At 63.9% G+C, this 24,128-nt stretch carries 35 protein-coding genes; all 35 read left to right on the top strand.

Features of this window, described 5'->3' with window-relative positions; all coding sequences use genetic code 11:
* Position 1: 1 nt before the first annotated feature.
* Positions 2-991 (top strand): phage replication protein, encoded by a 990-nt coding sequence (locus RND78_RS02950; RefSeq protein WP_312725949.1) that lies wholly within the window; start codon positions 2-4, stop codon positions 989-991.
* Entirely contained in the window at positions 978-1,772 is a 795-nt protein-coding gene (locus tag RND78_RS02945) for a hypothetical protein (RefSeq protein WP_312725948.1), read from the top strand. The genes RND78_RS02950 and RND78_RS02945 overlap by 14 nt, the downstream gene beginning before the upstream one ends.
* Positions 1,769-2,173: a recombination protein NinB gene (locus tag RND78_RS02940; RefSeq protein WP_312725947.1), complete on the top strand. Its 405-nt coding sequence runs from the start codon at positions 1,769-1,771 to the stop codon at positions 2,171-2,173. Before RND78_RS02945 ends, RND78_RS02940 begins: the two co-directional genes overlap by 4 nt.
* The gene (locus tag RND78_RS02935; RefSeq protein WP_312725945.1) at positions 2,170-2,748 is read left to right on the top strand and encodes a recombination protein NinG; all 579 of its coding nucleotides are present in this window, start codon (positions 2,170-2,172) and stop codon (positions 2,746-2,748) included. The genes RND78_RS02940 and RND78_RS02935 overlap by 4 nt, the downstream gene beginning before the upstream one ends.
* Complete coding sequence (locus RND78_RS02930) at positions 2,745-2,972, top strand: hypothetical protein (protein ID WP_312725944.1); 228 nt, start codon at positions 2,745-2,747, stop codon at positions 2,970-2,972. The genes RND78_RS02935 and RND78_RS02930 overlap by 4 nt, the downstream gene beginning before the upstream one ends.
* Positions 2,969-3,274, top strand: a complete 306-nt coding sequence (locus RND78_RS02925; RefSeq protein ID WP_312725943.1) for a nuclease domain-containing protein — start codon at positions 2,969-2,971, stop codon at positions 3,272-3,274. The genes RND78_RS02930 and RND78_RS02925 overlap by 4 nt, the downstream gene beginning before the upstream one ends.
* A complete protein-coding gene (locus tag RND78_RS02920) occupies positions 3,271-3,711 on the top strand; it encodes a VRR-NUC domain-containing protein (protein WP_312725941.1) in 441 nt (146 codons plus the stop codon). Before RND78_RS02925 ends, RND78_RS02920 begins: the two co-directional genes overlap by 4 nt.
* Complete coding sequence (locus tag RND78_RS02915; protein ID WP_312725940.1) at positions 3,708-4,136, top strand: hypothetical protein; 429 nt, start codon at positions 3,708-3,710, stop codon at positions 4,134-4,136. Before RND78_RS02920 ends, RND78_RS02915 begins: the two co-directional genes overlap by 4 nt.
* Entirely contained in the window at positions 4,117-4,416 is a 300-nt protein-coding gene (locus RND78_RS02910) for a hypothetical protein (protein WP_312725939.1), read from the top strand. The genes RND78_RS02915 and RND78_RS02910 overlap by 20 nt, the downstream gene beginning before the upstream one ends.
* Positions 4,417-4,418: 2 nt before the next feature.
* Positions 4,419-5,129 carry a hypothetical protein gene (locus RND78_RS02905; RefSeq protein ID WP_312725936.1) on the top strand — a complete coding sequence of 237 codons (711 nt, stop codon included), beginning with the start codon at positions 4,419-4,421 and terminating at the stop codon, positions 5,127-5,129.
* A 295-nt stretch (positions 5,130-5,424) separates the two neighbouring features.
* Positions 5,425-5,799 carry a putative holin gene (locus tag RND78_RS02900; RefSeq protein WP_312725934.1) on the top strand — a complete coding sequence of 125 codons (375 nt, stop codon included), beginning with the start codon at positions 5,425-5,427 and terminating at the stop codon, positions 5,797-5,799.
* Positions 5,800-5,802: 3 nt separating this feature from the next.
* Positions 5,803-6,126 (top strand): phage holin family protein, encoded by a 324-nt coding sequence (locus tag RND78_RS02895; protein WP_312725933.1) that lies wholly within the window; start codon positions 5,803-5,805, stop codon positions 6,124-6,126.
* Positions 6,123-6,353: a hypothetical protein gene (locus RND78_RS02890; RefSeq protein ID WP_312725932.1), complete on the top strand. Its 231-nt coding sequence runs from the start codon at positions 6,123-6,125 to the stop codon at positions 6,351-6,353. Before RND78_RS02895 ends, RND78_RS02890 begins: the two co-directional genes overlap by 4 nt.
* Positions 6,350-6,535, top strand: coding sequence for a hypothetical protein (locus RND78_RS02885; protein WP_312725931.1), 186 nt, complete (start codon positions 6,350-6,352; stop codon positions 6,533-6,535). The genes RND78_RS02890 and RND78_RS02885 overlap by 4 nt, the downstream gene beginning before the upstream one ends.
* Positions 6,535-6,909, top strand: a complete 375-nt coding sequence (locus tag RND78_RS02880) for an HNH endonuclease (RefSeq protein WP_312725930.1) — start codon at positions 6,535-6,537, stop codon at positions 6,907-6,909. The genes RND78_RS02885 and RND78_RS02880 overlap by 1 nt, the downstream gene beginning before the upstream one ends.
* A gap of 115 nt (positions 6,910-7,024) precedes the next feature.
* Complete coding sequence (locus RND78_RS02875; protein WP_312725929.1) at positions 7,025-7,510, top strand: phage terminase small subunit P27 family; 486 nt, start codon at positions 7,025-7,027, stop codon at positions 7,508-7,510.
* Positions 7,510-9,231 carry a terminase large subunit gene (locus tag RND78_RS02870; protein WP_312725927.1) on the top strand — a complete coding sequence of 574 codons (1,722 nt, stop codon included), beginning with the start codon at positions 7,510-7,512 and terminating at the stop codon, positions 9,229-9,231. The genes RND78_RS02875 and RND78_RS02870 overlap by 1 nt, the downstream gene beginning before the upstream one ends.
* The gene (locus RND78_RS02865; RefSeq protein WP_312725926.1) at positions 9,231-10,496 is read left to right on the top strand and encodes a phage portal protein; all 1,266 of its coding nucleotides are present in this window, start codon (positions 9,231-9,233) and stop codon (positions 10,494-10,496) included. The genes RND78_RS02870 and RND78_RS02865 overlap by 1 nt, the downstream gene beginning before the upstream one ends.
* A 17-nt stretch (positions 10,497-10,513) precedes the next feature.
* The gene (locus RND78_RS02860; protein WP_312725925.1) at positions 10,514-11,176 is read left to right on the top strand and encodes an HK97 family phage prohead protease; all 663 of its coding nucleotides are present in this window, start codon (positions 10,514-10,516) and stop codon (positions 11,174-11,176) included.
* A gap of 10 nt (positions 11,177-11,186) precedes the next feature.
* Complete coding sequence (locus RND78_RS02855) at positions 11,187-12,353, top strand: phage major capsid protein (RefSeq protein WP_312725924.1); 1,167 nt, start codon at positions 11,187-11,189, stop codon at positions 12,351-12,353.
* A 38-nt stretch (positions 12,354-12,391) separates the two neighbouring features.
* Positions 12,392-12,586, top strand: a complete 195-nt coding sequence (locus RND78_RS02850; RefSeq protein WP_312725923.1) for a hypothetical protein — start codon at positions 12,392-12,394, stop codon at positions 12,584-12,586.
* Positions 12,583-12,933, top strand: a complete 351-nt coding sequence (locus RND78_RS02845) for a head-tail connector protein (RefSeq protein WP_312725921.1) — start codon at positions 12,583-12,585, stop codon at positions 12,931-12,933. The genes RND78_RS02850 and RND78_RS02845 overlap by 4 nt, the downstream gene beginning before the upstream one ends.
* Complete coding sequence (locus tag RND78_RS02840; RefSeq protein WP_312725920.1) at positions 12,914-13,252, top strand: phage head closure protein; 339 nt, start codon at positions 12,914-12,916, stop codon at positions 13,250-13,252. Before RND78_RS02845 ends, RND78_RS02840 begins: the two co-directional genes overlap by 20 nt.
* A gap of 2 nt (positions 13,253-13,254) precedes the next feature.
* Positions 13,255-13,689: an HK97-gp10 family putative phage morphogenesis protein gene (locus tag RND78_RS02835; RefSeq protein ID WP_081320912.1), complete on the top strand. Its 435-nt coding sequence runs from the start codon at positions 13,255-13,257 to the stop codon at positions 13,687-13,689.
* Entirely contained in the window at positions 13,689-14,054 is a 366-nt protein-coding gene (locus RND78_RS02830) for a DUF3168 domain-containing protein (protein ID WP_312725917.1), read from the top strand. Before RND78_RS02835 ends, RND78_RS02830 begins: the two co-directional genes overlap by 1 nt.
* A gap of 64 nt (positions 14,055-14,118) precedes the next feature.
* Complete coding sequence (locus tag RND78_RS02825) at positions 14,119-14,613, top strand: phage tail tube protein (RefSeq protein ID WP_312725915.1); 495 nt, start codon at positions 14,119-14,121, stop codon at positions 14,611-14,613.
* A gap of 9 nt (positions 14,614-14,622) precedes the next feature.
* Positions 14,623-14,997, top strand: coding sequence for a phage tail assembly chaperone family protein, TAC (locus RND78_RS02820; protein WP_312725914.1), 375 nt, complete (start codon positions 14,623-14,625; stop codon positions 14,995-14,997).
* A 14-nt stretch (positions 14,998-15,011) separates the two neighbouring features.
* Positions 15,012-15,305: a hypothetical protein gene (locus tag RND78_RS02815; RefSeq protein ID WP_312725912.1), complete on the top strand. Its 294-nt coding sequence runs from the start codon at positions 15,012-15,014 to the stop codon at positions 15,303-15,305.
* A 593-nt stretch (positions 15,306-15,898) separates the two neighbouring features.
* Positions 15,899-18,634 (top strand): phage tail tape measure protein, encoded by a 2,736-nt coding sequence (locus RND78_RS02810; protein WP_312725911.1) that lies wholly within the window; start codon positions 15,899-15,901, stop codon positions 18,632-18,634.
* A gap of 12 nt (positions 18,635-18,646) precedes the next feature.
* A complete protein-coding gene (locus tag RND78_RS02805) occupies positions 18,647-19,231 on the top strand; it encodes a hypothetical protein (RefSeq protein ID WP_312725909.1) in 585 nt (194 codons plus the stop codon).
* A complete protein-coding gene (locus RND78_RS02800; protein WP_312725907.1) occupies positions 19,231-19,830 on the top strand; it encodes a hypothetical protein in 600 nt (199 codons plus the stop codon). Before RND78_RS02805 ends, RND78_RS02800 begins: the two co-directional genes overlap by 1 nt.
* A gap of 4 nt (positions 19,831-19,834) precedes the next feature.
* Entirely contained in the window at positions 19,835-20,233 is a 399-nt protein-coding gene (locus RND78_RS02795; protein ID WP_312725905.1) for a DUF6950 family protein, read from the top strand.
* The gene (locus RND78_RS02790; protein WP_312725903.1) at positions 20,233-23,169 is read left to right on the top strand and encodes a DUF1983 domain-containing protein; all 2,937 of its coding nucleotides are present in this window, start codon (positions 20,233-20,235) and stop codon (positions 23,167-23,169) included. The genes RND78_RS02795 and RND78_RS02790 overlap by 1 nt, the downstream gene beginning before the upstream one ends.
* The gene (locus RND78_RS02785) at positions 23,166-23,450 is read left to right on the top strand and encodes a hypothetical protein (RefSeq protein WP_312725901.1); all 285 of its coding nucleotides are present in this window, start codon (positions 23,166-23,168) and stop codon (positions 23,448-23,450) included. The genes RND78_RS02790 and RND78_RS02785 overlap by 4 nt, the downstream gene beginning before the upstream one ends.
* On the top strand, positions 23,447-24,070 hold the full coding sequence (locus tag RND78_RS02780) for a hypothetical protein (RefSeq protein WP_312725898.1): 624 nt from the start codon (positions 23,447-23,449) through the stop codon (positions 24,068-24,070). The genes RND78_RS02785 and RND78_RS02780 overlap by 4 nt, the downstream gene beginning before the upstream one ends.
* Positions 24,071-24,128: the final 58 nt, after the last annotated feature.

Genomic DNA, 24,128 nt, shown 5'->3' with positions numbered 1-24,128 from the left:
CATGCAGTACACCATCACGATCAACCAGGCGAAGTCGGTCGAATGGGGGCTCAACCCCCAGCAGGCCCTGCTGTTCGCGTTCGTCTACGAGTGCCCGTCCTGGGCCAGGATGATGCGCACCGACGACGGTGAGTTCTACGCCCTGAGCAAGGCGAAGATCATCGAGGAGTTGCCGATCCTGACCGACAAGCCCGACACCGCGTATCGCCTGCTGAAGCAGCTGGACGCCATCGGTTTGATCGAGATCTCCCACACCGCGACCATCACCCTGGTGCGCATCACCCGCAAGGGGAAGGAGTGGAATCGCAAGCTGGATGGGTCGGAAAAATATCCGACCTCTACCACTGCGAAGGTCGGAAAAATATCCGATGCACCTCGGAAAAATATCCGACCTACCTCGGAAAAAAATCCGACCCAACCTCGGAAAAAAATCCGAGCAGGGTCGGAAAAATCTCCGACAAATCATGAAACCAGTAATCAGGTAACCAGTAATCAGGGTACCAGTCAGGTTTTGCAGGCCGGTCCCGCTGCGCAGTCCCAACCCGCCGCACTGACCCTGGTGGTCGACCAGCCGCGGTGTGACATCCCCGCCGACATGCCTGGCCCGAAAGACCAATCCTGCAAAACGTTCAAGGCCTGGGCCAACTACGCCATGGCCTACCGCAAGCGCTACCAGGCTTGGCCGGTGTGGAACGCCAAGGTCGCCGGCCAGATCGGTCAGCTGGTTGATCGCCTTGGCGCCGATATCGCCCACCACGTCGCCGCCTACTTCGTCGGTATCAACGACTCCCGCCTGATCAACGGCTGCCACAGCATCGGCGACCTGCTGGTTCGCGCCGAGGCCTATCACACCCAGTGGGCCACCAACCGCCAGATGAACGCGACCACTGCCCAGCAGCAGGAGCGCAAGCAAGCCAACCTGAACGCTGGCCAGGAGGCTGCCCAGCGCATCCTGAGCCGCGAGGAGCGCCGCGCGAATGACTTCCTGTGACCGCATGAGCCCCGAGCATGTCGCTCAGCTGGCCCTGGCCATCGTGGCCACCGCCGAGGTGCTGGGCCAGACCATCACCCCCGATGCCGCCGAGATGATGGCCGAAGACCTGGCCGAGTACCCAGTGCCGGTCGTGAGCGCCGCGCTCAAGGCCTGCCGCCGTGAACTGACTGGCCGCCTGACCCTGGCCGCTGTGCTTCAGCGCATCGACGCCGCCGATGGCCGCCCGGGCAAGGACGAGGCCTGGTCCATCGCCCTGGCATCGACCGATGAGTTCGACACCGTGGTGCTCACCCAGGAGATCCAGCAGGCCCTTTCGGCCGCGCTGCCGATCCTGCGGGTAGGCGACAAGGTCGGCGCCCGGATGGCGTTCCTGTCCGCCTACGAGCGCCTGGTCCAGCAGGCCCGGTCGGAAGCCATGCCCGTCGCCTGGTCGGTTTCCCTCGGCTATGACGCCCAGCGCCGCATCGAGGCGGTCGAGCAGGCCGAGCGGATGGGGCGCATCACCCCGGCCATCGCCCAGGAACATCGCCAGCGCCTGGCCTACGACGCGCCCACCGGCAACGGGATCGCCATCGCTGGCCTGATCACCGGCAACGCCGGCACTCCCACCGTGGACGTCAAGGCGAAGCTGAACGAGATCCGCGACGACCTCAGGAAGGGTCGCCAGGCCAAGGAGCTGCAGCGACGCCAGGAGGTCATGCGCGTGACCGATGACCTGAAGGCACGAGTCGATCACCAGATGGAGGCGGTTCGTCGCCACCAGGAGGCCAAGCCATGAACCGTCCCGCATTCCCACTCCGCACCGAAGCCGACCGCGCCCGCGCCATCGCTCTGCTGCAGCGCGTTGACCTCTCCGCCGGCTGGACCTGGTCGATGCGTGAGGAGGTCCGCACCGACGCCCAGAACCGCCGCATGTGGGCCATGCTCCGCGACATCTCCCGCCAGATCGAATGGCACGGCCAGCGCCTGAGCGAAGAGGACTGGAAGCACGTGTTCAGTGCCTCGGTCGAGCAGCAGCGGGTTGTCCCTGGCCTGGATGGTGGCTTCGTCGTCCTGGGCGTATCCACCCGGCAGAAGAGCAAGGCCTGGTTCAGCGACATGTTCGAGGTGATGGAGGCATTCGCCGCTGAGCGCCAGGTGAGATTCACCACCGCCGACCACTGGGGAATCGCCGCATGACGCTGACCACGGCGAAGCCCCGAAAGCCCAAGGCGTGCTCAGTCTGCAAGGTCGAGTTCGTCCCGGTGCGCAGCCTGCAGAAGGTCTGTGGCCTGAAGTGCGGATTGGCCCATGCCGAGAACCAGAAGCGGAAGCAGCGCAAGGCCATCGAGCAGGTGGAGCGCCGCGAGATCCGCGTCCGCAAGCAACGGCTGAAGTCCAGGGCCGACTACCTGCGCGAGACCCAGGCCATTTTCAACCAGTGGATCCGCCTGCGCGACGCCGCAGAGCCCTGTATCAGCTGTGGCCGGCACCACGATGGTCAGTACCACGCCGGCCACTACCGCACCGTCGCCAGCGCCCCCGAGCTGCGCTTCGAACCTCTCAACGTGTGGAAGCAGTGCGCACCCTGCAACAACCACAAGTCCGGCGACATCGTGAACTACCGGGCCACCCTGGTGCAGAAGCTCGGCGCCGCCCAGGTGGAGTGGCTGGAAGGGCCCCATGAGGCCAAGCACTACACCATCGAAGACCTGCAAGCCATCAAGGCCCAATACCGGGCAAAGATCCGTGACCTGAGGAAATCCGCAGCATGACCAGATCGTTCACCGAAGCCCAGTTCAAGGAAGAGCTGGAGTTGGCATACGACAAGGGCTTTGGTCGCGGTACCGGTTGTAATCCCTCGCTGATCGCCACGGAGCCCTATCAGCACTTCCGGGAGCAGGAGCTGGCCCGTCCGGTGAAGCGCGAGGCGCCGGCACCGCGCCGCCCGTTCGGCGACATGTTGGGCGACATCCAGGGGCGGAGGGACGAGCAGTGAGCCGCGTCCAATCCAAGAAACTTCGCGACAGCGCGCGCGGCCAGGACTGCACCCTGCGCATCCCAGGCGTTTGCAACGGCAACCCCGAGACGACGGTGCTGGCGCACATCGCCTGCGGCCAGAAGGGCATGGGCCTGAAGAGCCCGGACAACATGGCTGTGTTTGCCTGCAGCTGCTGCCATGACCTGCTGGACGGCCGACGCCAGGGCGAGCTGGATCAGCGCGATGTCATCCGGGCTCTGGCCGAGACTCAGGCTATCTGGATCCGTGACGGCCTGATGACGATCAGGGGTGCCGCATGACCGCCGCCCTCAAGTCCTGGGCCGCCCCGCGCGAGGCTCGCACTCGGAAAAAGAAGCCGGTCGACTGGGAAGGCAAGGAGCAGGCCGCGCTGTTCCGCTGGATCGACCTCCAGTACCCGAAGGATTCGAAGCTGATCTACCACGTCCCCAATGGCGGCGACCGCCACATGCTGACGGCGAAGAAGCTCAAGGCCCAGGGCGTGAGGGCGGGGATGCCGGATATCAACATCGATATTCCCCGCGGCGGCTGGCACGGCATGCGGATCGAGTTCAAAGCGACTCCTCCGCGGGATGCGGACGTAGCGGCGAATCAGGAGGCCACCCTGCAGCTGCTGAACGACCAGGGCTACCTGGCAATCGTGTGCCGTGGAGTGCACGACGCCGAGGAGCACATCAGGGCCTACATGCGCCTTCCCAAGACGGAGGTCATTCAATGAGCCACCCAGCACACGACCTGGCCGGCCTGGCCCGGCAGATCCTCGGCCAATCACTGGTCGTCTTTTTGAGCCACCACGACGAGGCTCGCCTGGCAGCGCCTGATGACGCCGATGCGGTGATCGCCGAGATGAACGCCCTGGCCGCCAAGCGCCTGGCCACCGCCAGCGATGAGGACCTGCGCCGGCGCCGGATGGTGCTGCAGGAGCTGTACACGAACGCGGCCAGTGCCGCTCAGGCCTGCCGCGGCTACCAGTCGGCCCGTCGCCCTGGTTCCCGCCTGGGTGGGCGCATCTGGAAGGACAGCTGCAGCGTCAACCGCGCCGGCCAGGAGAAAGCCCAGCGTGACATGTCACGCGCCCTGGGCGAGCGCGAGGAGATCCAGAAGGAGATCGACCGGAGGGCCAATGCGCAAGCACGGGCCTGACTTCAAGAAGCAGGTGCAGCCGACCGTCCAGTGCCCAGCCTGCTTCGGTGCCGGCACCTACGTCGGCATAACGGGCTACGAGTGGGAATGCCCCTCGTGCCTGGCAGCCGGTGCGGTCCTGGCTTCGGATGGATCGCCCATCCCTGAAGGCGAGGTTGCCCTGACGCTGGCACGCAAGATTCGAGACCTACGGAACCAGATAGCAACTCTGCAGCGGACGCAGCCGACCCAAGAGAACAACCGCCGCGGCGCCGGCTTCTCGCATTACACCGGAGACTGACCATGAGCTATTACCGCGACACCCTGAGCGCAGTCGTCCGCTGCCTGTCCGCCGAGACCATCGACAACACCAGCAAGCAGGCTTGGCAGAAGCTGTACGAAGCCGGCTACCCGGAGGCGCGCTGTGGCAGCGGCCTGAGTCCTCAGGAGCAGCGCGACATGGATTGCCTGCTGCATGCCAGGCTGCACCGCCAATTGTCCCCTCTGGACTGGGCGGTGCTGGTGGCCAAGTACAGCACCCACAAAGCGCGCAAGATCGAGGCCATCGGCTTCATGATCCCGCGTGTCGAGTCACCCGCGCCGCGGCTGTTCGTCTCTAAGGCCGTCACCGCCTGGGCAATCCCCAAGCTACCGGGCAAGGCCGTGTCGAATGGGCAGGAGCTGGCGAGCCGGTCAGCAAGAGAGGATGCGCAGTTCAAGGCGCTATCCAATTGGGCCGCCAAGCGATTTGCCGAAGAGAATCGCCATGTTGAGAAAATCGACGTCGAGGAGGTGAAGCGTGATGAGTACGTGAAGCGCTCCACCGACATGATCGTGCTTGATGCCCGCTTCTACGACATGAATGGTTGGGACCCTGACGCCCGCCCCGAACAGACTCGGCGCCGCTGGCGAGGTGGCATCGGCAAGCGCTGCGAGGAACTGGTGACCCAGGCACTGCGTCGGGCCGAAGCCATCATCGAAGAGGAAGGGCTACTGGTTCACATCGCTGCTTGACGGAAGTGAGCGGCTGAGCGACTATTTCCCTATCTTGTCGATTCTGCGCGTGATGAAGATGCAGACGACTCCGAAGCCCTGGCCTAGTGCCGGGGCTTTTTCGTTTCAGGGGAATGCTCTGGCTGATGCCGGAGGCCCAGAGCTGGGAGCGGGACCAGCCCCCTGATCCAAACGCCAACGTCGTGATGACAGTAGGCAGCCCCTCAGGGGCACATGGCCCTCGGGTCCGCCTGGCAACGGGCGTCAATTCTCAAGGCTCGCTTCGGCGGGCCTTTCGCATTTCTGGAGTATCGCAATGGGCGAACCCTCATCCACGAGCATCGGGCTGGCCGGCTTGTTCGCTAGTCTGGGCCTGGGTGCGGTGTTCCCCGACCTTGATCCTGCTGCGCTGGTCGGCGCCTTCGGCGGTGCCTTCTTCTACGTGGTGTTCGCCAAGGACATGCCGTTCTTCCGGCGTGTGGGCTACCTGTTCGTGGGCTGGATCGGTGGCTACTTCGCTGCCGCCGAGGCGATCGGGCAGGAATGGACGAGAACTACCGGCCTTGTGGCCATGGCTTGCGGCGCTGTCTGTGTAGTCTTCCTTGCCGGCCTGGTCGAATGGGTTGAAACGGGCACCATGCCGCGCTTCCTGCGGTGGGTGTTCAGCATTCGCTTCGGCAAAGGGGGCTGACCCATGGCCGCAATCCTGCAGGCGCTGTTCTGCGCCGGCATCTTCATCATGATCGGATTCGTCTACCGACCTGATCCTGACTCACGGTATCGCCTGGGCGTATCGGTAATCGCCTTTGCCCTGTGCGCCACGACTGGCATGCAGTTCATGAGCATCACCGCCCGGATCATCATGGAGAGCCATCTCCCGGTGGTGTCCTGGTACAACACGGCATTCTACGGCCTGAGCCTGGCGCTGGTCGTCCAGGCCCGCGGCAACGTCGCCAAGATCTGGCCGGCTGGCTTTGAGCGCTGGGACGGCAGCGAACGCCGTAGGGGCAGGGGATGAATCAGCAGCAGATCAAGACGGCCCTGGCGCTGTTCCACGAGCGCGACCGGCTGAAGAAGCTTTACGACGATGCTGAGCGGAAGGGTGGCTTCCGTGTCGCCGTCATTGGCAGCTATCAAGATGACGAGATGGACGCTGTAGCACTCCGCCCGGTGCTTGACCTGATAAGCCAGCGGATCAAGCGCGTGGAAGGCGACCTCAAGCAGCTGGGATGGGATGGCAAATGACCGAGCACCAAGAGCTGATGGCCGCGCTGGCACGCCAGACACAGGCGATGCTGGAGCTGGCCGAGAGCAACAGGCTGTTGGCCGAGAGCAACCGCGAGATGGTGGACTACCTGGCCGATCAGCAGGATGAGGGCGGCGACCTCGGCAATCCGCGCTTTGACCTGGCAGGAAAGCCTCTCTGATGGCGCTGCGACCCAACAAGCCATGCCGCGCCCGGGGCTGCAACGCGCTGACCCGCAACGCTGGGGGCTACTGCGATGAGCACACCAGCCAGAGCAGCGGCTGGGCGCGGCGGCAGGACGCGGCGGGCAGTACCACATCCAGAGGCTACGGCTACAGCTGGCAGAAGCTCAGGGAGAAGGTGCTGCGTCGTGATGGGTACCTTTGCCAGTGCGAAGAATGCCAATCGCTGGGCAGGGTTCGCACTGCACACGAGGTAGACCACAAGGTGCCGAAGGCGGCAGGCGGCACCGATGCGCTCAGCAATCTGCGTGCGATCAACCACGAGTGCCATAAGCGCAAGACGGCATCAGACAGCCGCGGATTGGCGTCCTAGGGTGCGTCCTGCGGAAGGCCAGGGGGTGGGTCAAAACTCTGGGCCGATGGCCTTCCTGACCGCCCGCCCAGTCAATTTTTCACGCCCGCGAAATTAAAAATTCAGGAGTAGCGCCATGGGCGGCACAGCGGCGGTCGCTGGCCGAGGTCGCAAGCCCAAGCCCACGGCCAAGAAACAGCTCGCCGGAAACCCCGGCAAGCGGGCCTTGAACAAGGCCGAACCCCAGTTCTCCACGGTCACCAACGTTGATCCGCCCGAGTGGCTGAACGACCGAGCGGCTGACATGTGGAAGATGATCATTCCCGAGCTGCTGCGCGAGAACGTGCTGGCGCTCACCGACCTTCACAACGTCGAGGCCTTCTGCACGGCCTATGGCAACTGGCGCCTGGCGCAGGAATCGATCAACACCCACGGCATAGTGGTGGAGGGCGCCCAGGGCGGCCCTATGAAGAACCCGGCCCTGACCGCCGCCAACGAAACCATGCGCCAGATGGTGACCTTCGGCTCGCTGCTTGGGCTCGATCCCGCCAGCCGGACGCGCCTGATCGGCGGCAACAAACAGAAATCCACCAACGAGTTCGCTTCCCTCCTGAGTTCCTGATGGCCAAGACCCCCACACCCAACGTCGACAAGGCGATGGCGTGGGCGCGGTCTGTCCTCAAGGGCAGGGTGCCGGCGTGCCGGTTTATCCACCTGGCGATCCAGCGGCACTTCGACGACGTTGCCGAAAGCCGCGGCAAGGGCTTTCCCTACAAATTCGACGCTGCCCAGGCGGAGAAGAAGCTGCGCCTGGTGCAGCTGATGCCTCACACCAAGGGCGAGTGGGCGTTCAAGCGCCAGCTCATCACCCTGGAGCCGTGGCAGCTGTTCGGCATGGCCTGCACCTTCGGCTGGCTGCGCAAGAAGGACGGCTACAGGCGCTTCCGCGAGAGCTACTGGGAGGTGCCGCGGAAAAACGGCAAGTCGGTGATCGCCGCGGGCGTCGGGATCAGCATGTTCGTCGCAGACAACGAGTTCGGCGCCGAGGTGTACAGCGGCGCCACCACCGAGAAGCAGGCCTGGGAGGTCTTCCGCCCGGCCAGGCTGATGGTGAAGCGCTCGCCGATGCTGATCGAGGCGGCCGGGATCGAGGTGAACGCCTCGAACATGAACGTGCCCGCCCAGGGCTCGCGCTTCGAACCCCTGATCGGCAATCCCGGCGATGGTGCGTCGCCCAGCTGCGCGATCATCGACGAATTTCACGAGCACGACAGCTCGGCCCAGTACGACACCATGCTGACCGGCATGGGCGCCCGCCGGCAGCCGCTGATGTTCATCATCACCACCGCCGGCGCCAACATCGAGGGCCCGTGCTACGACAAGCGCCGCCAGTCCATCGAAATGCTGGAAGGCTCGGTGCCTGATCCTGAGCTGTTCGCTTGGATCTGGACGCTGGACGAGGGTGACGACTGGACCGACCCGAAGAACCTGGCCAAGGCCAACCCCTGCATGGGGGTGTCGGTCTACCAGGAGTACCTAGAGAGCCAGCTGGCGCGGGCGATCCGGTCGGCGCGCTTCACCAACACCTTCAAGACGAAGCACCTGAACCTCTGGGTGAGCGCGAAGGCGGGCTTCTTCAACGTCGAGAACTGGAAGGCCTGTGAGGACAAGAGCCTGACCCTGGAGCAATTCGAGGGTCAGGAGTGCATCCTGGGCTTCGACCTAGCGCGAAAGCTGGACATGAACTCCATGGCCCGGCTGTTCTGGCGCGTAATCGACGGCCGGATCCACTACTACAGCGTCGCCCCGGGCTTCTGGGTGCCGGAAGACACGGCGTTCAACGACGACAACCGGCGGATGGCCGAGCGCTTCCAGGCCTGGATCAACACCGGGCACCTGCAGGTCACCCCGGGCGCGGAAATCGACTATCGCGAGATCCTCGAGGAAGCCAAGGAGGCCAACCTGGCCGCCCCGGTGCTGGAGTGCCCGATTGACCCGCATGGCGCGACGAACCTGAGCCACCAGCTCGATGACGAGGGCCTGACCCCGGTCACCATCGTCCAGAACTACACCCACATGTCGGATCCGATGAAGGAGCTGGAAGCCGCCATCGAGTCTGGCCGCTTCCATCACGACGGCAATCCGATCATGACCTGGTGTATCGCCAACGTGATCGGCAAGACGGTGCCTGGCAACGACGACATCGTCCGGCCGATCAAGCAGGGCAACGACAACAAGATCGACGGCGCCGTGGCGCTGATCATGGCGGTGGGGCGAGCAATGCCGGCAGCGGCCGAGCCCCGCAGCATCGATTCCTTCCTGGACAATATCCTGAGCGCGTAATGGCAGACACCGACTACAGCATCGACCTGCGAACCCGCAGCCCCTTCTGGGCGCGCATGGCGAGCTTCTTCGTCGGTGGGCGCCTGGTTTCGCCGGAAAAAGGCTCCGTGACCGGCCCAATCTCCGCGTCCGGAGTGGTGGGCGACTCGGTCGTGAGCGATGAGCGAACCCTGCAGATCAGCACCGTCTACGCCTGCGTCCGGCTGATTTCCAGCGTGACCGCCGGCCTGCCGCTGGATGTCTTCGAGACCAAGGGCGATGACCGCCACAAGGTGGGCCTGGACCAGCCGCTGGCGCGCCTGTTGCGCTACAGCCCGAACAGCTTCATGACCGCCGTCGAGTTTCGCGAGGCGATGACCATGCAGCTCTGCTTCTACGGCAACGCCTATGCCCTGGTCGAGCGCAATAGCGCCGGCGACGTCATCTCCCTGCTGCCGCTGCTGTCGGCAAACATGGACGTGCGGCTGGAGGGCAAGAAGGTCGTCTACCGCTACCGCCGAGACAGTGAGTACGCCAACTTCAGCCAGCGCGAAATCTTCCACCTGAAGGGCTTCGGCTTCAACGGGCTGGTGGGGCTGTCGCCGATCGCCTTCGCGGCCCGCGCCGCCGGCGTGGCGGTCTCGATGGAAGACCAGCAGCGCGACTTCTACGGCAACGGCGCCAAGTCGCCGCAGTTGCTGATGACCCCGGACGTGCTCAAGAAGCAGCAGCGCGACCAGCTGGAGGAGAACTTTAAGGAGATCGCCGGCGGCCCGGTCAAGAAGCGGCTCTGGATCCTAGAGGCAGGCTTCACCACCCAGGCCATCGGCGTGACGCCGCAGGACGCCGAGACCATGGCCGCCCGGAAATTTCAGGTCAGCGAGCTGGCGCGCTTCTTCGGCGTGCCGCCCCACCTGGTGGGTGACGTGGAGAAGTCGACCAGCTGGGGCTCCGGCATCGAGCAGCAGAACCTGGGATTCCTGCAGTACACCCTGTCGCCGTACCTGGTGCGCTGGGAGCAGGCTATCTGGCGCTGGCTAGTGAAGCCCGCCGACATCAGCCGACTGCATGCCGAGCACAACCTGGAAGGCCTGCTGCGCGGCGATTCGACGGCCCGGGCCCAGTTCCTCACCCAGCTGGTCAACAGCGGCCTGCTCACCATCAACGAGGGCCGGCGGCTCGACAACCGACCGCCACTGCCTGGCGGCGACGTCGCCACCCGGCAATCGCAGAACGTGCCGATCACCCAACTTGGCCAAACAAGCCCCGCCCCGAGCGGGGTTTGATCTATCTGGAGGCTGCAATGCCCAACATCTGCAAGACCCTGGACTTCGAACTGGCCGGGGTGAAGTTCGCCGGCAATGGCGCCCAGGGCATCTTCGAAGGCTATGCCAGCGTCTTCGGCGTGACCGACAGCGATGGCGACGTGATCCAGCCGGGAGCCTTCGCTAACGCGCTGAAATCCCAGACCCGCTCGGTGGCCATGTTCTTCAACCACCGCCGCCACGAGATCCCGGTAGGCAAGTGGCTGCACCTGGAAGAGGACAGCAAGGGCCTGCTGGCTCGCGGCGAGCTCACCCCTGGCAACCCTCAATCCGAGGCCCTGAAGGCCGCCATGCAGCACGGCACCGTCGCGGGCATGTCCGTCGGGTTCCTGGCCGCCAAGGGTGACTTCGAACCCATCGCCACCGGAATGTCGTTCAAGAACGTCTCCCGGCTGAGCGAAATCAGCATCTGCACCATGCCGGCCAATGAGCAGGCCACCGTGGCCTCGCTCAAGAGCATGGACGGCATCGAAAGCATTCGCGACGCGGAGCACTGGCTGCGAGATGCAGCTGGCCTCTCCAAATCCGAGGCGCAGGCGTTCATCGCCCGCATCAAGTCCGCAGTTCGGAGCGAGTCCGAAGGCGGCGACGAAATCGCCGCGCTCTTGCAGCGCATTCAAACCTTCCCCTCCGTGAACTGAGGAACCCCCCATGTCCGATTTGGCAGTCATCCAAAAGGCGATCGAGACCGCGCAGACCCGCATGCAGGAGCTGTTCGACGCCCAGAAAACCGAAATCCAGGCCACCGGCGCTGTCAGCAAGCAGCTGCAGGGCGACCTGACCACCGTCCAGGAAGAGCTCAAGGCGGCCGGCACTCGCCTGTTCGATCTGGAGCAGAAGCTGGCCGGCAATAAGATCGATGATCCGACCACCCAGAAGTCCTTCGCCGAGCGCACCGCTGCGGACATCATGAAGGGCTGGGACGGCCGCTCGGCCAAGGTCGACGTGAAGTCCTTCGACAAGGCCCTGGGTAGCACCGCCGCCTCGGCCGGTTCCCTGGTCGAGCCCCAGCGCAATGCAGGCATCCTGATGCCGGGCCTGCGTCGCCTGACCATCCGCGACCTCCTGGCCCAGGGCCGCATCAGCTCGAACTCCCTGGAGTATGTGCGCGAGAACGTCTTCACCAACTCGGCGGCGATTGCGCCGGAAGGCACCCTCAAGCCCGAGTCGCAGCTGACCTTCACCAAAGAATCGGCCAACGTGAAGACCATCGCCCACTGGATCCAGGCTTCGCGCCAGATCATGGAAGATGCGCCGATGCTCGAGTCCTACGTCAACAATCGTCTGCTGTACGGCCTGGCGCTGGCGGAAGAGGTTCAGCTGCTCAACGGCGACGGCACCGGTGACAACCTGGTCGGCATCAACAAGGTGGCCACCGCCTACGACACCGGCCTCAACGCCACCGGCGACACCCGCGCCGACATGATCGCTCACGCGATCTTCCAGGTGACCGAGTCCGAGTTCGAGGCCTCCGGCATCATCCTCAACCCGCGTGACTGGCATGCCATCTCGCTGCTCAAGGACGCCGAAGGCCGCTACATCTTCGGTGGCCCGGCAGCGTTCGCCGCCCGCGTGATGTGGGGCCTGCCGGTCGTGGCCACCAAGGCCCAGGCCCAGGGCACCTTCACTGTCGGCGCCTTCGACCTGGCCTCCCAGGTCTGGGACCGCATGGACGCCACCGTCGAGGTCAGCCGCGAGGACCGCGACAACTTCGTCAAGAACATGCTGACCATCCTCTGCGAAGAGCGCCTGGCGCTGGCCCACTACCGGCCGACCGCCGAGATCAAGGGCACCTTCGCGGCTCCGGCCGGCAGCTGATCACACGAGGCGGGGCAGGCAACTGCCCCGGTACCGCCATGAAGACGATTCGCGCTCTGCGTCAGTTCTCCCACTACCACGCTGGCAACTTCGACCAGGGCGAGACCCGCCCGGTGGCCGACGATGTCGCCGAGGCCCTGGTGGGTATGGAACTGGCCGAGGAAGTCACCACCGAAGCCAAGCCCGAGGTGAAGACCAAGCCGGCCACCCGGAAGAAGGACGACCCGCAATGAGCATCCAGCCCACGGACCTTGTGTCGATCGAGCGGATGCGCGAGCACCTGGTCATCGACAGCGATGACGACAGCGAGGACTCCCTGATCCTGCTGTACGCATCGGCGGCCTTGGGCTGGTGCCTGTGGTTCTGCGATGAACCGGCCTGGACCGTGCCCGCTCAGGTGCCGGCCCAGGTCGCTACCGCCATGCTGCTGGTGCTCACCGACTTCTACGAGCACCGATCCAGCCAGGCGGAGATCCAGCTCTACGAGAACAAGGCGGCCAAGGCCATGCTCTTCAGCTGCCGAAACTGGTACGGCGGCCCGCTGCCGGTGGAGGGTGGCAATGGAACCGGGACGGCTTAGGCACCGCATCAACCTGCAGAAGCCGGGAAGGGTCCAAGACCCGGAAACCGGCGAGATGATCACCGGCTGGGCGAACCTGACGGCGAAGCCCATCCGGGGCTCCGTAGAACCGGTGAGCGGCCGCGAGTTCATCGCCGGCCAGGCCACCCAGAACGAGGTCACGGCCCGGATGGTGATCCGGTACCGCGCTGGGGTGACCGCCGCCATGCGCGCTGTGCACCGCGGCGTGATCTACAACATCGAGGCTGTCCTGCCGGACAAGAACTCCGGGCGGGAGTACCTCACCCTGATGGTTTCGGGCGGACTCGACGAGGGCTGACCATGATCACCTTCACCCTCAAGGGCGTGGACGATGCGATCGAGCGGCTGACCCAGCTGCCCGAAAAGGTTCAGCGGTCTTCGGTGCGCCGGGCCGCGCGGGCGGCGATGAAGATCGTCCGCGACGAGGCTGTCGACCGGGCCAACCAGCAGGATGACCCGGAAACGCCGATGAACATCGCCGACTTCATCGTGATCCGTGAGGGCACGATCAAGGGCAGGCGCGAGGGCGGGATCGTGATGCGGGTTGGCGTCATGGGCGGCGCCCGCTACGACAAGAACTCTCCGAACCCCACCTACTGGCGCTTCGTCGAGCTTGGCACCGAGCGCTCGCGGGCCAGGCCCTTCATGCGGCCGGCGCTGGATAACAACGTGCCGGACGTCATCCAGACCTTCATCGATGTGCTCGACGACGAGCTGAACAAGGAGTTGGTCTGATGTTTCCCCCTCTGTTCAAGGCTGCGGCGGCATCCGCCGAGGTCAAGGCGCTGCTGGGCAGTGATCCTGTTCGGGTCTATCCCTTCGGCGAGGCCGAGGAGGGCACCGCGCTGCCGTATGCCGCATGGCAGGTCATCAGCGGCAGCCCCGAGAACTACCTGTCCGGCAAGCCGGACGTGGATGGCTTCCGCACCCAGGTGGACGTCTACGGCACCACCGCTGCCAGCACCCGCGCCGCCGCCACCGCCCTGCGCGACGCGCTGGAAGGTGTGGCTTATGTGGTGGCCTACAACGGCGAAAACCGCGACCGCGACACCAAGAATTATCGGGTCAGCTTCGATCTCGAGTGGACTGTGCTCCGCTGACCTTTCACCGAATACCCCCTCGACCCGCTCCGGCGGGTTTTTTCATGCCCGCAGGAGACGCTCCATGTCCATCAAGACCCAAGGAACCCAGGTCTATGTCCTGGTCCCGCCCGCCAGCGGCACCGGTGCCAACACCGTGCTGGAGATCGAAGGCCTGACCGCCTTCAACCCCGGTGGCTCGCCGGCCGATCAAATCGACACCACCACCCTGAAGGACAAGGCCCGGACCTTCATGAAAGGCCTGCGCACTCCGGGCAGCGCCACTGGCACTGTCCAGGCTGATCCGGCCAAGGCCAGCCACGTCCGCCTGGCGCAGCTCGCCGCCGACGATAGCGACGCCAATCTGAAGTTCGCGGTGGGCTTCTCGGACGGTACCGTTCCGCCGACCGTTGCCAGCGGTGGCAGCGACTTCACCCTGCCGCCAGCCCGCACCTGGTTCACCTTCGACGGCTACGTCTCCGACTTCCCGTTCGATTTCGCCACCAACACCATCGTGAGCACCGCTCTGACCATCCAGCGCTCCGGCCCCGGCGCCTGGACGCCCAAGAGCGCCAGCTAAGGAATCGCCATGAAGCTGAAAGACCTGAAAGCCGCCGGCGCCTTTGTCGAAGCGGCGCCGGTGAAGAAGACCATCCAGTGGGACCGCGGCCAGCTGGATGCCGAGGAAAAGCCGGTGATCGACGAGTTCACCGTGCTGGTGAAGCGTCAGTCCTTCGGCGTGATCGAGAAGCTCTACGCGCCGGCCGAGGGTGAAGACGAGGCCGCTGTGGCCAAGCGCAGCCGCAACGCCAAACTGATCAGCGAATGCGTGCTGCTGGGTGAGCAGGGCGACGAGCAGATCCCCTACGAGGACGCGCTGAACCTCGAACCGAACCTGGCTTTCGCGCTGCTCAATGCGGTGCACGAGGTCAACGGCATCGGGAAGGGCGCAGCAAAAAACTGACCCCCGCCGATGAGGTGTGGCACGAGCTTGTGCTGCACGGCATCGGCGGGTGCACGATCCTCGAGGCGAAGGAGCGGCTGACCTACGCCGAGGCGATGGACTGGTACGCCTACATCCGCCGGCGCGGTAGCCTGAACCTGGGCAATCGCTTGGAGCACGGCTTCGCCATGCTGGCCACGGTGCTGAGCAGGATCCATGGTGGCGAGGTCGAGATGGAGGCTTTCATGCCCTACGAGTCGGCTCTGACCCAGGAGCAGGACGACTGGTCGAGCATCTCCGTCGAGCGGGCGCGGGAAATCTGGCACTGAACCACCTAGGCGGCGGATCACGCCGCCGGTATGGCCTGTGACTTGTAAGACAATTCGTAGCTGGTCTACCGTTTGTGAGCTAGTTATCACATGGAAGGCAGGTCAGAAATGCGCATTATCTCGTTGGCCCTAGCGGCTCTGGTTCTCACAGGGTGTGCTCAGGAGGCTGTCCGCAAGCAGACGCAGTCGGGGTACCCGGAAGGCATGTTCAAAACCGCCTCGACAGCGGACGTAAGGAGCAAAATTATAAATGGCTGTATCAATAAGGGTCTTCAAATTGAAGATTCTGGAGCCGGCCAGATAGTTTGCTCCAGGGAGCTTGATGGCCTTCAGGCATCTTTCACACAGATAGCTATTTCGAATAGCTATAGCACTACCCCTCAGATGAAAGTGAAGTTTGTCCCAGTGCAAGTTGGGGATGATGTAAGGGTTGTCGCATATCCGTGGGTGGAAAGCGTTATGCCTGGCGGACAAGTAAGAAAGGTCGAGGCGAACGGGAATAAAGATAGAAACGCTATACAGGGGTTTCTAAACTCACTTGGCGCTAGTTGAAATAAACCCGCTTCGGCGGGTTTTTTATTGGTGGAGAAAATATGGCAACCCGCTCCCTCGGCAGTTTGACGCTTGACCTGGTCGCCAAGACCGGCGGCTTCGAGCAGGGCATGGACCGTGCCTCGCGCTCCATGCAGCGGTTCAAGACCGAGACCACCAAGCAGCAGAACGACCTGGAAAAGCTGCTGGGCAGGATCGATCCGGTGGTGGGGCGCCTGGGCGAACTGGACAAGATGGAGCAGCAGCTGGCCGCCCATCGCAAAGCCAACCGCCTGCCGGCTGATGACTATGCCGAGTATCTGGGCAAGCTCAACGCCATGCGGGACGGCCTGACCGGCGCGGCTGGGGCGAACGAAAAGTACACCATGAGCGCTAAGGCCCAGGCCGCGGCACTGCGTGGCGTGCCTGCCCAGTTCACCGACATCGTGGTCAGCCTTCAGGCCGGCCAGCAGCCGCTGCAGGTGCTGCTGCAGCAGGGTGGCCAGCTTAAAGACATGTTCGGCGGTATCGGGCCTGCGGCTCGCGCCCTGGGCGGGTACGTCGCAGGCATGGTCAACCCGTTCACGCTGCTTGCGGCAGCCGCCGGGGTGCTGGCGCTCGCTTACAAGCAGGGAAGTGCTGAGCAAGACGCCTTCCGTGTGTCCTTGGTCTCCACCGGCAACCTGGCCGGGAAAAACACCGGGCAAATGGCGGACCTGGCCAAAGAGGTCAGTGGCGTGACCGGCACCACCGGCGCCGCTGCCGACGCTCTTGCGCAGCTGGTGGCCACCGGGTCGCTGACCAGCGATCAGTTCAAGGACATGGCGATCGCCGCCGTGGCCTGGGAGTCCGCTACCGGGAAGGCCGTGGCCGACACCGTTGCCGAGTTCAAGCGCCTGGCCGACGAGCCTGCCAAGGCCTCAGCAGCGCTGAACGAGCAGTACAACTACCTCACCGCCGCGGTTTACCAGCAGATCCAGGCGCTGGAGGAGCAGGGCAATAAGACGGCTGCCGCCAACCTGGCCGAGGCAACCTATGCCGGTGCCCTTCAAGAGCGCGCCAAGGGCATCAAGGAGAACCTCGGCACCATCGAGGTGGCCTGGAAAGGCATCACCAGCACAGCCAAGTCGGCCTGGGATGCGATGCTCGACATCGGGCGCGAGAAGTCGCTGCAGCAGGAGATCACCCAGCTCAGCGAATTCATCGAGAAGCGCCAGAAGCTCGGCGGCTACGACAACACGGCGTACCAGGCAAAGCTGGATCTGCTAATCAAGCAGAGAGACGCGGCCAATGCCGAGTCGAAGGCGCAGGGCGAGTCTGCGGAAACCGAGCGCAACGCCATCCAGGCGGTGAACACGCTCCACCAGAGTTACCTCTCCAACCTCGACAAGGAAGGCAAGAAAAAGCTCGAGATTCAAAAGCTCGACCAGGCACGCATCCAGGCCCTGAAGGGAGCGAATGTCGATACCGCGGCGATCGAGCGCGATTACGCTGCGGCACGCGCTGGTATTGAGGACAAATACAAAGAGAAGGCGGCCCCGCGGGCGAAGGCCTACACCGACGACGAAGCCACGCGGACTCTACTGGCCCTGCGTCAGCAGCAGAGCAGCCTGGAAGAGCAGCTTTCCAGCACCACCAAGCTGACCGGCGCACAGCAGAAGCTGGTGCAGTTCGAGCAGCAGATCGCTGACCTGAAGACCAAGCAGACGCTGACGGCCGATCAGCAGAGCCTGTTAGCCAGCCGGGACCAGATCAAAGCGCAGCTGCAGAAAAATGCCGCTATCGAACAGGAGATCGCCCAGAAGCAGGAGCTGCAAAGGCTCACGGAGCGTGCAGCCCAGCTGGATGCTTCGATTGCCAACTCCTTGGCCTCGCAGCAGGAGCAGTACGGCCGCCAGTTAGGCGGTGCCGGCATGGGCGACCAGTATCGAGAGCGCCTGAATCAGCAGAAGTCGATCTATCGAGAATTTCAGCGCTATCGCGAGCAACTGGACAAGGCCACGCCGAAAGACCTTCTTGGGAGTGAGCAGTACAGCGCTGCTGTCGAGAAGATCCAGGCGGGCCTGAACGACGCTCTTAGAAGTCATGAGTCCTACTACTCGCAGCTTGACCAGCTCAACCAAGACTGGACGAAGGGCGCCGGTGATGCTTGGAATAACTACGTTTCAGAGGCCCAGAACGTAGCTAAACAAACTCAGGACCTGTTCAGAACTGCATTTTCTGGTGCTGAAGATGCAATTGTGAACTTCGTTAAGACGGGGAAGTTGTCATTTTCTGATCTGGCGAATTCCATAATAACCGACCTGATACGGATCCAAGTCAGGCAGGCCTTGGTTTCCGGTCTGAGTGCCGCCTATAACGCCTATGGTGGTGGCTTTTCTTCCCTATTTAGCGCTGCGCAAGCGAATGGTGGAGCATGGGAAAACGGTATTCAGAAGTTTGCGAATGGCGGAGCCTTTACCAATCAGGTGGTGGCGACTCCTACCGCTTTCGCACACAGCGGTGGTCTTGGCCTGATGGGTGAGGCTGGTCCGGAGGCCATCATGCCGCTGACCCGAGCTGCCGATGGGTCGCTGGGCGTGAAAGCCCTGGCCGGCGGCGGTACCGGCGTGGCTGGGTCTGTCCCGACGAACGTCGGCGGTGTCAGCCAGACCTTCCATATCAACGGCGACGTCAGCCCGCAAACCGTGCAGATGATCGAAAAGGCTGGAGCTAGAGCAGCTGAGCAGGGCTATCAGCTGGTGCTGAAGGACCTCAGCCGCAACGGCCCGGCCCGGCAGATGCTCAGGCGCGGATAATCAGGAGTAACCATGGCTATCGATTGGCCCGCCGATCTCGTGCCTAACGAGATGACCTTCGGCTGCGTCTACAACAACCGCGCCTTCACCTCGACGCTGTCCAATGCGCAGCAGGTGGTGGGCTACCCAGGCGACTACTGGCAGTGCCAGCTCTCGTTCTCTGGGCTGACTCGTGACCGCCACCGGCTGCTGACCGCCATGCTCGGCCGGCTGCGCGGCATGACCGGCACCGTCCGTGTGCCGGCCTGGGATCGCCAACGCACCGATGACATCGGCGCCCCGGTGGTTGCTGCCGGCCCCGCCTTCGCCACGTTCCTTCAGCTGCAGGGCATGACCGCCAGCAAGAGGGTCTTCAGCCAGGGCGATTACCTGACTGTGGCCGGCGAGATGTTCGAGGTGGTGCAGGACGTCACCAGCGACTCGGCTGGCAAGGCCACGGTCACCGTCAACAAGCCGATTCGCAAGGCTCTGGCCGCCGGTGCTGTCGTGGAATACCGCAATCCCTATTCAGAGATGCGCCGGGTCGACAACACCAACAGCTCCAGCGTGCAGCCCATGGTGGCCAGCCTGAGCCTGCAGTTCCGCGAGGCCTTCTGATGGCGACCAGCTTCCCCTTCAGCCAGGCGGTGGTGGACATCATCGCGCGGGGCAACTTCCGCGCGGTCTACGCCGCCCAGCTCGACTTCGTCGACGGCATGGTCTACGCCCATACCGGCCTGGGCGACCTGGTGGTTGACGGCATCACCTACCAGGGCGTGGGCAAGTTCGGCGAGGTAGGGCAGAGCCAAGAGAGCAGCAACAGCAGCTCGCCGATGAGCATTGAGCTCACGCTCAACGGTCTGGACACGGCCATCCTCAGCTCGACAACCATCAAGGGCTGCCGCGGCCGCCCGGCGCGCCTGCTGTTCATCGTGATGGACGAGTCGGGCAACTACGCCGCCGACGTACTGTTCTCCGGCCGCATGGACGCCGCGCAGATCGCCTACGGCGGCAACGGTGAGGACGGCAACAAGATCACCGTCACCCTGATCGACCGCATGGCCGAGTGGAGCCGCACCGGCACCGAGCGCTGGACGGACGAGAGCCACAGAGCGCGCCATGATGGCGATCGCTTCTTCTTCGCCGTGGCACAGCTTGCCAGCTGGCCGCTGTACTGGGGCGCCGCCAAGGACGCACCCAGCTTCACTTACGAGTAGCGCTATGCGACATCCCGACTGGGCTCTACAGCTGAGCAAGACGATCAAGGCCGCCTCCGAGCGGCCTTTTTCATGGGGCGAATTTGACTGCTGCACCTTCGCCGCCGACTGCGCCCTGGCGGTATGCGGCGTCGACCCGGCCGAAGCCTACCGCGGCAAGTACAAGACCGAGCGCGGCGCCAAGAAGGCCATCATCAAACGCCACGGCAGTGTCGAGGGCGTGCTGGACGCCTACTTCACCCGGATCAATCCGGCCTTCATCCACCGCGGCGACCTGGTGACCTACCAGGGCCCGAACGGCCTTAGCGTGGCCGTGCGCTGGGCAAACGAATACTGGTCCGCCTGTGAGGGCGGGGTCGCGCGTGTCGAGTGCACGCCGCAGGCAGCCTGGAGAGTCGAGTAATGGGGCAGGGAGTCAGCAAGGTCGCCCAGGTTGCTGTCGGCGCCGTCGTAGGCTTCATGAGCGGTGGCCCCTGGGGCGCTGCCATTGGCGCCGGCCTGGCCCTGTACTCGGCCAACCAGCAAGCCAAGCTCAATACCGATAAGGTTGCGCAACAGGAGCCCTCCGCCCAGACCGTCCGCAGCTCCAAGGCGGCGTGCCGCTATCTGCTCGGCCGGGTGAGCACCGGCGGCCTTCTGGCTTGGGCCCAGGAGCAGAAGGGCGACCAGGGCGATGGCGAGTGGCTGCACCTGGTCTACGTGCTGGCCGAGGGCGCCATTGCCGGTGTCGACCAGATCCTGCTGGGTGAGGAGGACATCGGCGCGTTCGGCGATCAGGTCAGCTACGAGGTGGTGATCAACCCCACCCAGCCAAATGCCTTCCTGCTGGCCAACTGTCCGGACTGGAAGAACAGCCAGATCGGCCGCGGTCTGAGCTACGTGCGCCTGTCCCTGCGCTACAGCGCCGAGCGCTTCCCCTCGGGCATCCCCGATGTGCGCTTCATCGTGCGCGGCCGGACCGACATCTACGACCCGCGCAATGGCGTGACTGGATACAGCCCCAACACCGCGCTGCACCTGCTCTGGTTCCTGCGCAACCGCTGCAACGTGCCGGACGACGAGATCATCTTCTCCACCTTCGCCGACGGCGCCAACGTCTGCGATGAGTCGGTGAGCAATGCCGACGGATCGTCGAGCGCCCGCTATCGCACCTCGTGCGTCATCGGCGCGGACGAGCAGCGCACCCAGGTCCTGCAGAAGCTGGAGCAGGCCTGCGGCGGGCAACTGATCCGCGTGGGCGGCAAGTGGTCGCTGCAGGTCGGCGCCTATTACGGCCCCTACGACTTCACCGTCACCGAGGACATGGTGATTGGCACCGTGAGCGGATCCACCGAGGTCAGCAACGACTCGGCCATCAACATCATCCGCGGCACCTTCGTCGATCCCGCCCAGGCCTGGGCCGATACCGACTACCCTGAGGTCCGCGTCGAGGAGTGGGTTACCGAGGACGGCGGTGAGGCTGCGGAGTCCCTGTCGTCCACCTACGTGACCGATCCCTACCAGATGCAGCGCCTGGCCAACATGGAGCTGCGCCGGCGCCGGGCCGGGGGCTCGCTGTCGATCCCGCTGAACTTCAATGGCTACAACTGCCGCCCCGGGCGGGTGGTGCGCGTTTATCTGCCCAGCCTGAATATCGATGGCGAGTTCATCGTCCAGGACTGGACCATGACCGCCACCGGCGGCTGCACGGTCAACGTCGCCCAGTACGATGCCGAGATGTTCGGCGATGCCGTCGGTCAGCCCTACAACCCGATCGGCTTCATCAGCCTGCCCACCGGCGGAATCGGCTCGCCGACCAACCTGACCTGGACGCCGGCTGACCAGGCGGAGGTCAGTCAGGGCGTTCTGTCGTGGGCGCCGCCGGCTCAGGGTAGCGTCCAGGGCTACGTGGTCACCGTCCGCCAGGGCACCAAGGCCGTGCAATCCAAGACCTTGGCCGCCGACTCGTTGCAGATCTCTTTCAACGACCTGCAGTCGGGCAACTACACCATGAGCGTGGCCGCCATAGGCCCGCTGGCGCGTTCCGGCGAGGTGTCGATCACCGTCAGCATCAACGGCCCGCCGATCCCAGAGGCCGTGGCCGTCTACGCCACCCTGGACCAGATCACCCTGGTGCCGAGCAACCCGACTCACGGACTCAACGGCGGCACCTACGAGTACTGGTTCAGCACCAGCAGCACGGCCTCGGCTGCCCAGGCGTCGTACCTGGGCCAGGGCCTGAGCTTCACCCACACAGGCTTGGCGTTCTACACCAACTATTTCTATTTCGTCCGGACCCGCAACGCCTATGGCGTGAGCGACTTCCTGAAGGTCAGCACCGCCACCAGCAATGACGTCTCGGCCTACCTGGAAGGGATGACTGGGAAGATCACCAAGACCCAGCTGAGCCAAGATCTGCTCACGCCGATCAGCGCTGCCGAAACCCTGGTGCCGCTGGTGTGGAAAGCCGACGCCACCTACAAGAAGGGCCAGACGGTGGTCTACACCGACGGCCGCCTCTATGCCTGGGACAGCGATACCGACGGCAACGAGACGCCGCCCGGGACGAACTGGCTGGACGCAGGCGCGGGCATTGCCCAGGCCGGCGCCGTAGCTGCCCAGGTCAACAAGAACACCCAGAGCATCAGCGACCTTGATGGGCGGGTGAAAGCGCAGGCCGAAAGCGTCAGCGGGCTGGTGGCTAGCATCACCCCTGATGGGGCTGGTGACACTGACTGGGGCGCCGGGGATGTCAACGTCTACGCCGGTACCATCACGGTGCAGTCGGTCGCCGCCGATGACAATTTCGCGCAGGCGCGCAGAACTGACACCCTGACATCCGTCGTCGGCGACAACACGGCGGCGGTGCAGGTTGCGCAGCAGGCGATAGTGCAGCAAGGCAACTCGCTCAGCGGCCTGGCCACTAAGATTTCCTCGTCCTACTCGATCAAGACCGAGATCACCGCAAATGGGCAACGGTATGCGGCGGGGATAGCCCTGGGCGTCGACTACTCAGGCGGTGACGTCACTAGCCAGTTACTGGTGATGGCGACCCGGTTCGCCGTGCTCAATACCGATGGAAGCACGACTACGACGCCGTTTCTGATCCAGAACGGCCAGACCATCATCAACGTGGCGATCATCGGCGACGGCACCATCACCAACGCCAAGATCGGGGACACCATCCAATCCACCGCGGTGGGGACGAATGGTGCGCCGCTCTGGTCGCTGAGCAAAACCAGCGGGTTCTCGATGAACAGCGCGGGCGCCGGCGGCCGCATGCAGCAGACCGCCCAAGCCATCAAGATCTGGGATGGCAACGGGGTTGTCCGGGTTCAGCTAGGAGACCTGAGCGCATGAGTTTCGGCCTTCAACTTCGCGATGCAGGCGGCACCGTCTATTTCGATAGCGGCGCCAACTCCCTACGCACCATGAGCTACGCAGAGATCACCGTGTCGGGCCCAGGGGCTACCTATGACCTGGGCGCCGGCTTCGATGCGTCTAAGGAGATGGTTTTCGTCTACGAGAAGACCCCCTCGAACAACGGGGTGCCGTTCTACACCTTTAGCGGAACCAGCCTGGTATTCGACGCCGGTAGTGCCAGCTCTGTGCTAATCGTTCAGCGAGTGAGGTTCAAATGAGCTTCGGTGCCCTGTTCACCGGCGACCAGGACCAGACGATCATCGATGACACCAATAGCCTGTGCCATGTCATGGCCACGGGGATCGTCGACTCCTCCGGCTCCGTCACCTATCCCGCCCCCATCGCCACCAGTCAGCCGCCCCTGGTATGGATCAATCTGGATGGCGCGGGTTACCTGAGCTATTTCAGGCATACCGGATCGGCCGGAAACTGGACCGGCTTCACCTTCAACTGGAACACCTACGACCTAACGGCGATTTCGCGTTCGGGCCGCTACATCGCTACGGGAACGTTTCCGCCAGCAAGGGCCGGCTGGGGATTACGTGTGCTGGATGCCAGCAGCCGAGTGCTTGCCGATACAGGGTACAAGTTCTTTCGTTTTTACGGCGGCACGCAGGCTTGGAGCTATGTGGGGAGCGGACGGGTAGGACAGAACTACTACTACCACTTCAACGCCAATTGGCCATCAACTGGTTTCTATTTCCTGGCTAGTCACTTCATGCGCGGGATATATCGAACTGTTGTAAACGGAGTTACGAGTTACAACAGTTGCTCGCTTTCTATTGGTCACCGCGCGGCAGATAAATCTCAGGTCTTTGCCTCTCTGGAAACTATTTAACAGGCTCGGCCAAATTCACTGCAATTTCCCCTCATTTATGGCGCGTAGCTTTTTCTGT

Source organism: Pseudomonas oryzihabitans (genome assembly GCF_032027545.1).
GTDB lineage: Bacteria > Pseudomonadota > Gammaproteobacteria > Pseudomonadales > Pseudomonadaceae > Chryseomonas > Chryseomonas oryzihabitans_F.
The sequence above is the reverse complement of the archived record's forward strand: the minus strand, read 5'-3'. Positions and strand labels throughout refer to the sequence as shown.

Bases quoted from the DNA above. Each gene is read 5' to 3' on its own strand.
- RND78_RS02950 (WP_312725949.1), top strand. From the start codon at position 2: ATGCAGTACACCATCACGATCAACCAGGCGAAGTCGGTCGAATGGGGG.
- RND78_RS02945 (WP_312725948.1), top strand. From the start codon at position 978: ATGACTTCCTGTGACCGCATGAGCCCCGAGCATGTCGCTCAGCTGGCC.
- RND78_RS02940 (WP_312725947.1), top strand. From the start codon at position 1,769: ATGAACCGTCCCGCATTCCCACTCCGCACCGAAGCCGACCGCGCCCGC.
- RND78_RS02935 (WP_312725945.1), top strand. From the start codon at position 2,170: ATGACGCTGACCACGGCGAAGCCCCGAAAGCCCAAGGCGTGCTCAGTC.
- RND78_RS02930 (WP_312725944.1), top strand. From the start codon at position 2,745: ATGACCAGATCGTTCACCGAAGCCCAGTTCAAGGAAGAGCTGGAGTTG.
- RND78_RS02920 (WP_312725941.1), top strand. From the start codon at position 3,271: ATGACCGCCGCCCTCAAGTCCTGGGCCGCCCCGCGCGAGGCTCGCACT.
- RND78_RS02915 (WP_312725940.1), top strand. From the start codon at position 3,708: ATGAGCCACCCAGCACACGACCTGGCCGGCCTGGCCCGGCAGATCCTC.
- RND78_RS02910 (WP_312725939.1), top strand. From the start codon at position 4,117: ATGCGCAAGCACGGGCCTGACTTCAAGAAGCAGGTGCAGCCGACCGTC.
- RND78_RS02905 (WP_312725936.1), top strand. From the start codon at position 4,419: ATGAGCTATTACCGCGACACCCTGAGCGCAGTCGTCCGCTGCCTGTCC.
- RND78_RS02900 (WP_312725934.1), top strand. From the start codon at position 5,425: ATGGGCGAACCCTCATCCACGAGCATCGGGCTGGCCGGCTTGTTCGCT.
- RND78_RS02895 (WP_312725933.1), top strand. From the start codon at position 5,803: ATGGCCGCAATCCTGCAGGCGCTGTTCTGCGCCGGCATCTTCATCATG.
- RND78_RS02890 (WP_312725932.1), top strand. From the start codon at position 6,123: ATGAATCAGCAGCAGATCAAGACGGCCCTGGCGCTGTTCCACGAGCGC.
- RND78_RS02885 (WP_312725931.1), top strand. From the start codon at position 6,350: ATGACCGAGCACCAAGAGCTGATGGCCGCGCTGGCACGCCAGACACAG.
- RND78_RS02880 (WP_312725930.1), top strand. From the start codon at position 6,535: ATGGCGCTGCGACCCAACAAGCCATGCCGCGCCCGGGGCTGCAACGCG.
- RND78_RS02875 (WP_312725929.1), top strand. From the start codon at position 7,025: ATGGGCGGCACAGCGGCGGTCGCTGGCCGAGGTCGCAAGCCCAAGCCC.
- RND78_RS02870 (WP_312725927.1), top strand. From the start codon at position 7,510: ATGGCCAAGACCCCCACACCCAACGTCGACAAGGCGATGGCGTGGGCG.
- RND78_RS02865 (WP_312725926.1), top strand. From the start codon at position 9,231: ATGGCAGACACCGACTACAGCATCGACCTGCGAACCCGCAGCCCCTTC.
- RND78_RS02860 (WP_312725925.1), top strand. From the start codon at position 10,514: ATGCCCAACATCTGCAAGACCCTGGACTTCGAACTGGCCGGGGTGAAG.
- RND78_RS02855 (WP_312725924.1), top strand. From the start codon at position 11,187: ATGTCCGATTTGGCAGTCATCCAAAAGGCGATCGAGACCGCGCAGACC.
- RND78_RS02850 (WP_312725923.1), top strand. From the start codon at position 12,392: ATGAAGACGATTCGCGCTCTGCGTCAGTTCTCCCACTACCACGCTGGC.
- RND78_RS02845 (WP_312725921.1), top strand. From the start codon at position 12,583: ATGAGCATCCAGCCCACGGACCTTGTGTCGATCGAGCGGATGCGCGAG.
- RND78_RS02840 (WP_312725920.1), top strand. From the start codon at position 12,914: ATGGAACCGGGACGGCTTAGGCACCGCATCAACCTGCAGAAGCCGGGA.
- RND78_RS02835 (WP_081320912.1), top strand. From the start codon at position 13,255: ATGATCACCTTCACCCTCAAGGGCGTGGACGATGCGATCGAGCGGCTG.
- RND78_RS02830 (WP_312725917.1), top strand. From the start codon at position 13,689: ATGTTTCCCCCTCTGTTCAAGGCTGCGGCGGCATCCGCCGAGGTCAAG.
- RND78_RS02825 (WP_312725915.1), top strand. From the start codon at position 14,119: ATGTCCATCAAGACCCAAGGAACCCAGGTCTATGTCCTGGTCCCGCCC.
- RND78_RS02820 (WP_312725914.1), top strand. From the start codon at position 14,623: ATGAAGCTGAAAGACCTGAAAGCCGCCGGCGCCTTTGTCGAAGCGGCG.
- RND78_RS02810 (WP_312725911.1), top strand. From the start codon at position 15,899: ATGGCAACCCGCTCCCTCGGCAGTTTGACGCTTGACCTGGTCGCCAAG.
- RND78_RS02805 (WP_312725909.1), top strand. From the start codon at position 18,647: ATGGCTATCGATTGGCCCGCCGATCTCGTGCCTAACGAGATGACCTTC.
- RND78_RS02800 (WP_312725907.1), top strand. From the start codon at position 19,231: ATGGCGACCAGCTTCCCCTTCAGCCAGGCGGTGGTGGACATCATCGCG.
- RND78_RS02795 (WP_312725905.1), top strand. From the start codon at position 19,835: ATGCGACATCCCGACTGGGCTCTACAGCTGAGCAAGACGATCAAGGCC.
- RND78_RS02790 (WP_312725903.1), top strand. From the start codon at position 20,233: ATGGGGCAGGGAGTCAGCAAGGTCGCCCAGGTTGCTGTCGGCGCCGTC.
- RND78_RS02785 (WP_312725901.1), top strand. From the start codon at position 23,166: ATGAGTTTCGGCCTTCAACTTCGCGATGCAGGCGGCACCGTCTATTTC.
- RND78_RS02780 (WP_312725898.1), top strand. From the start codon at position 23,447: ATGAGCTTCGGTGCCCTGTTCACCGGCGACCAGGACCAGACGATCATC.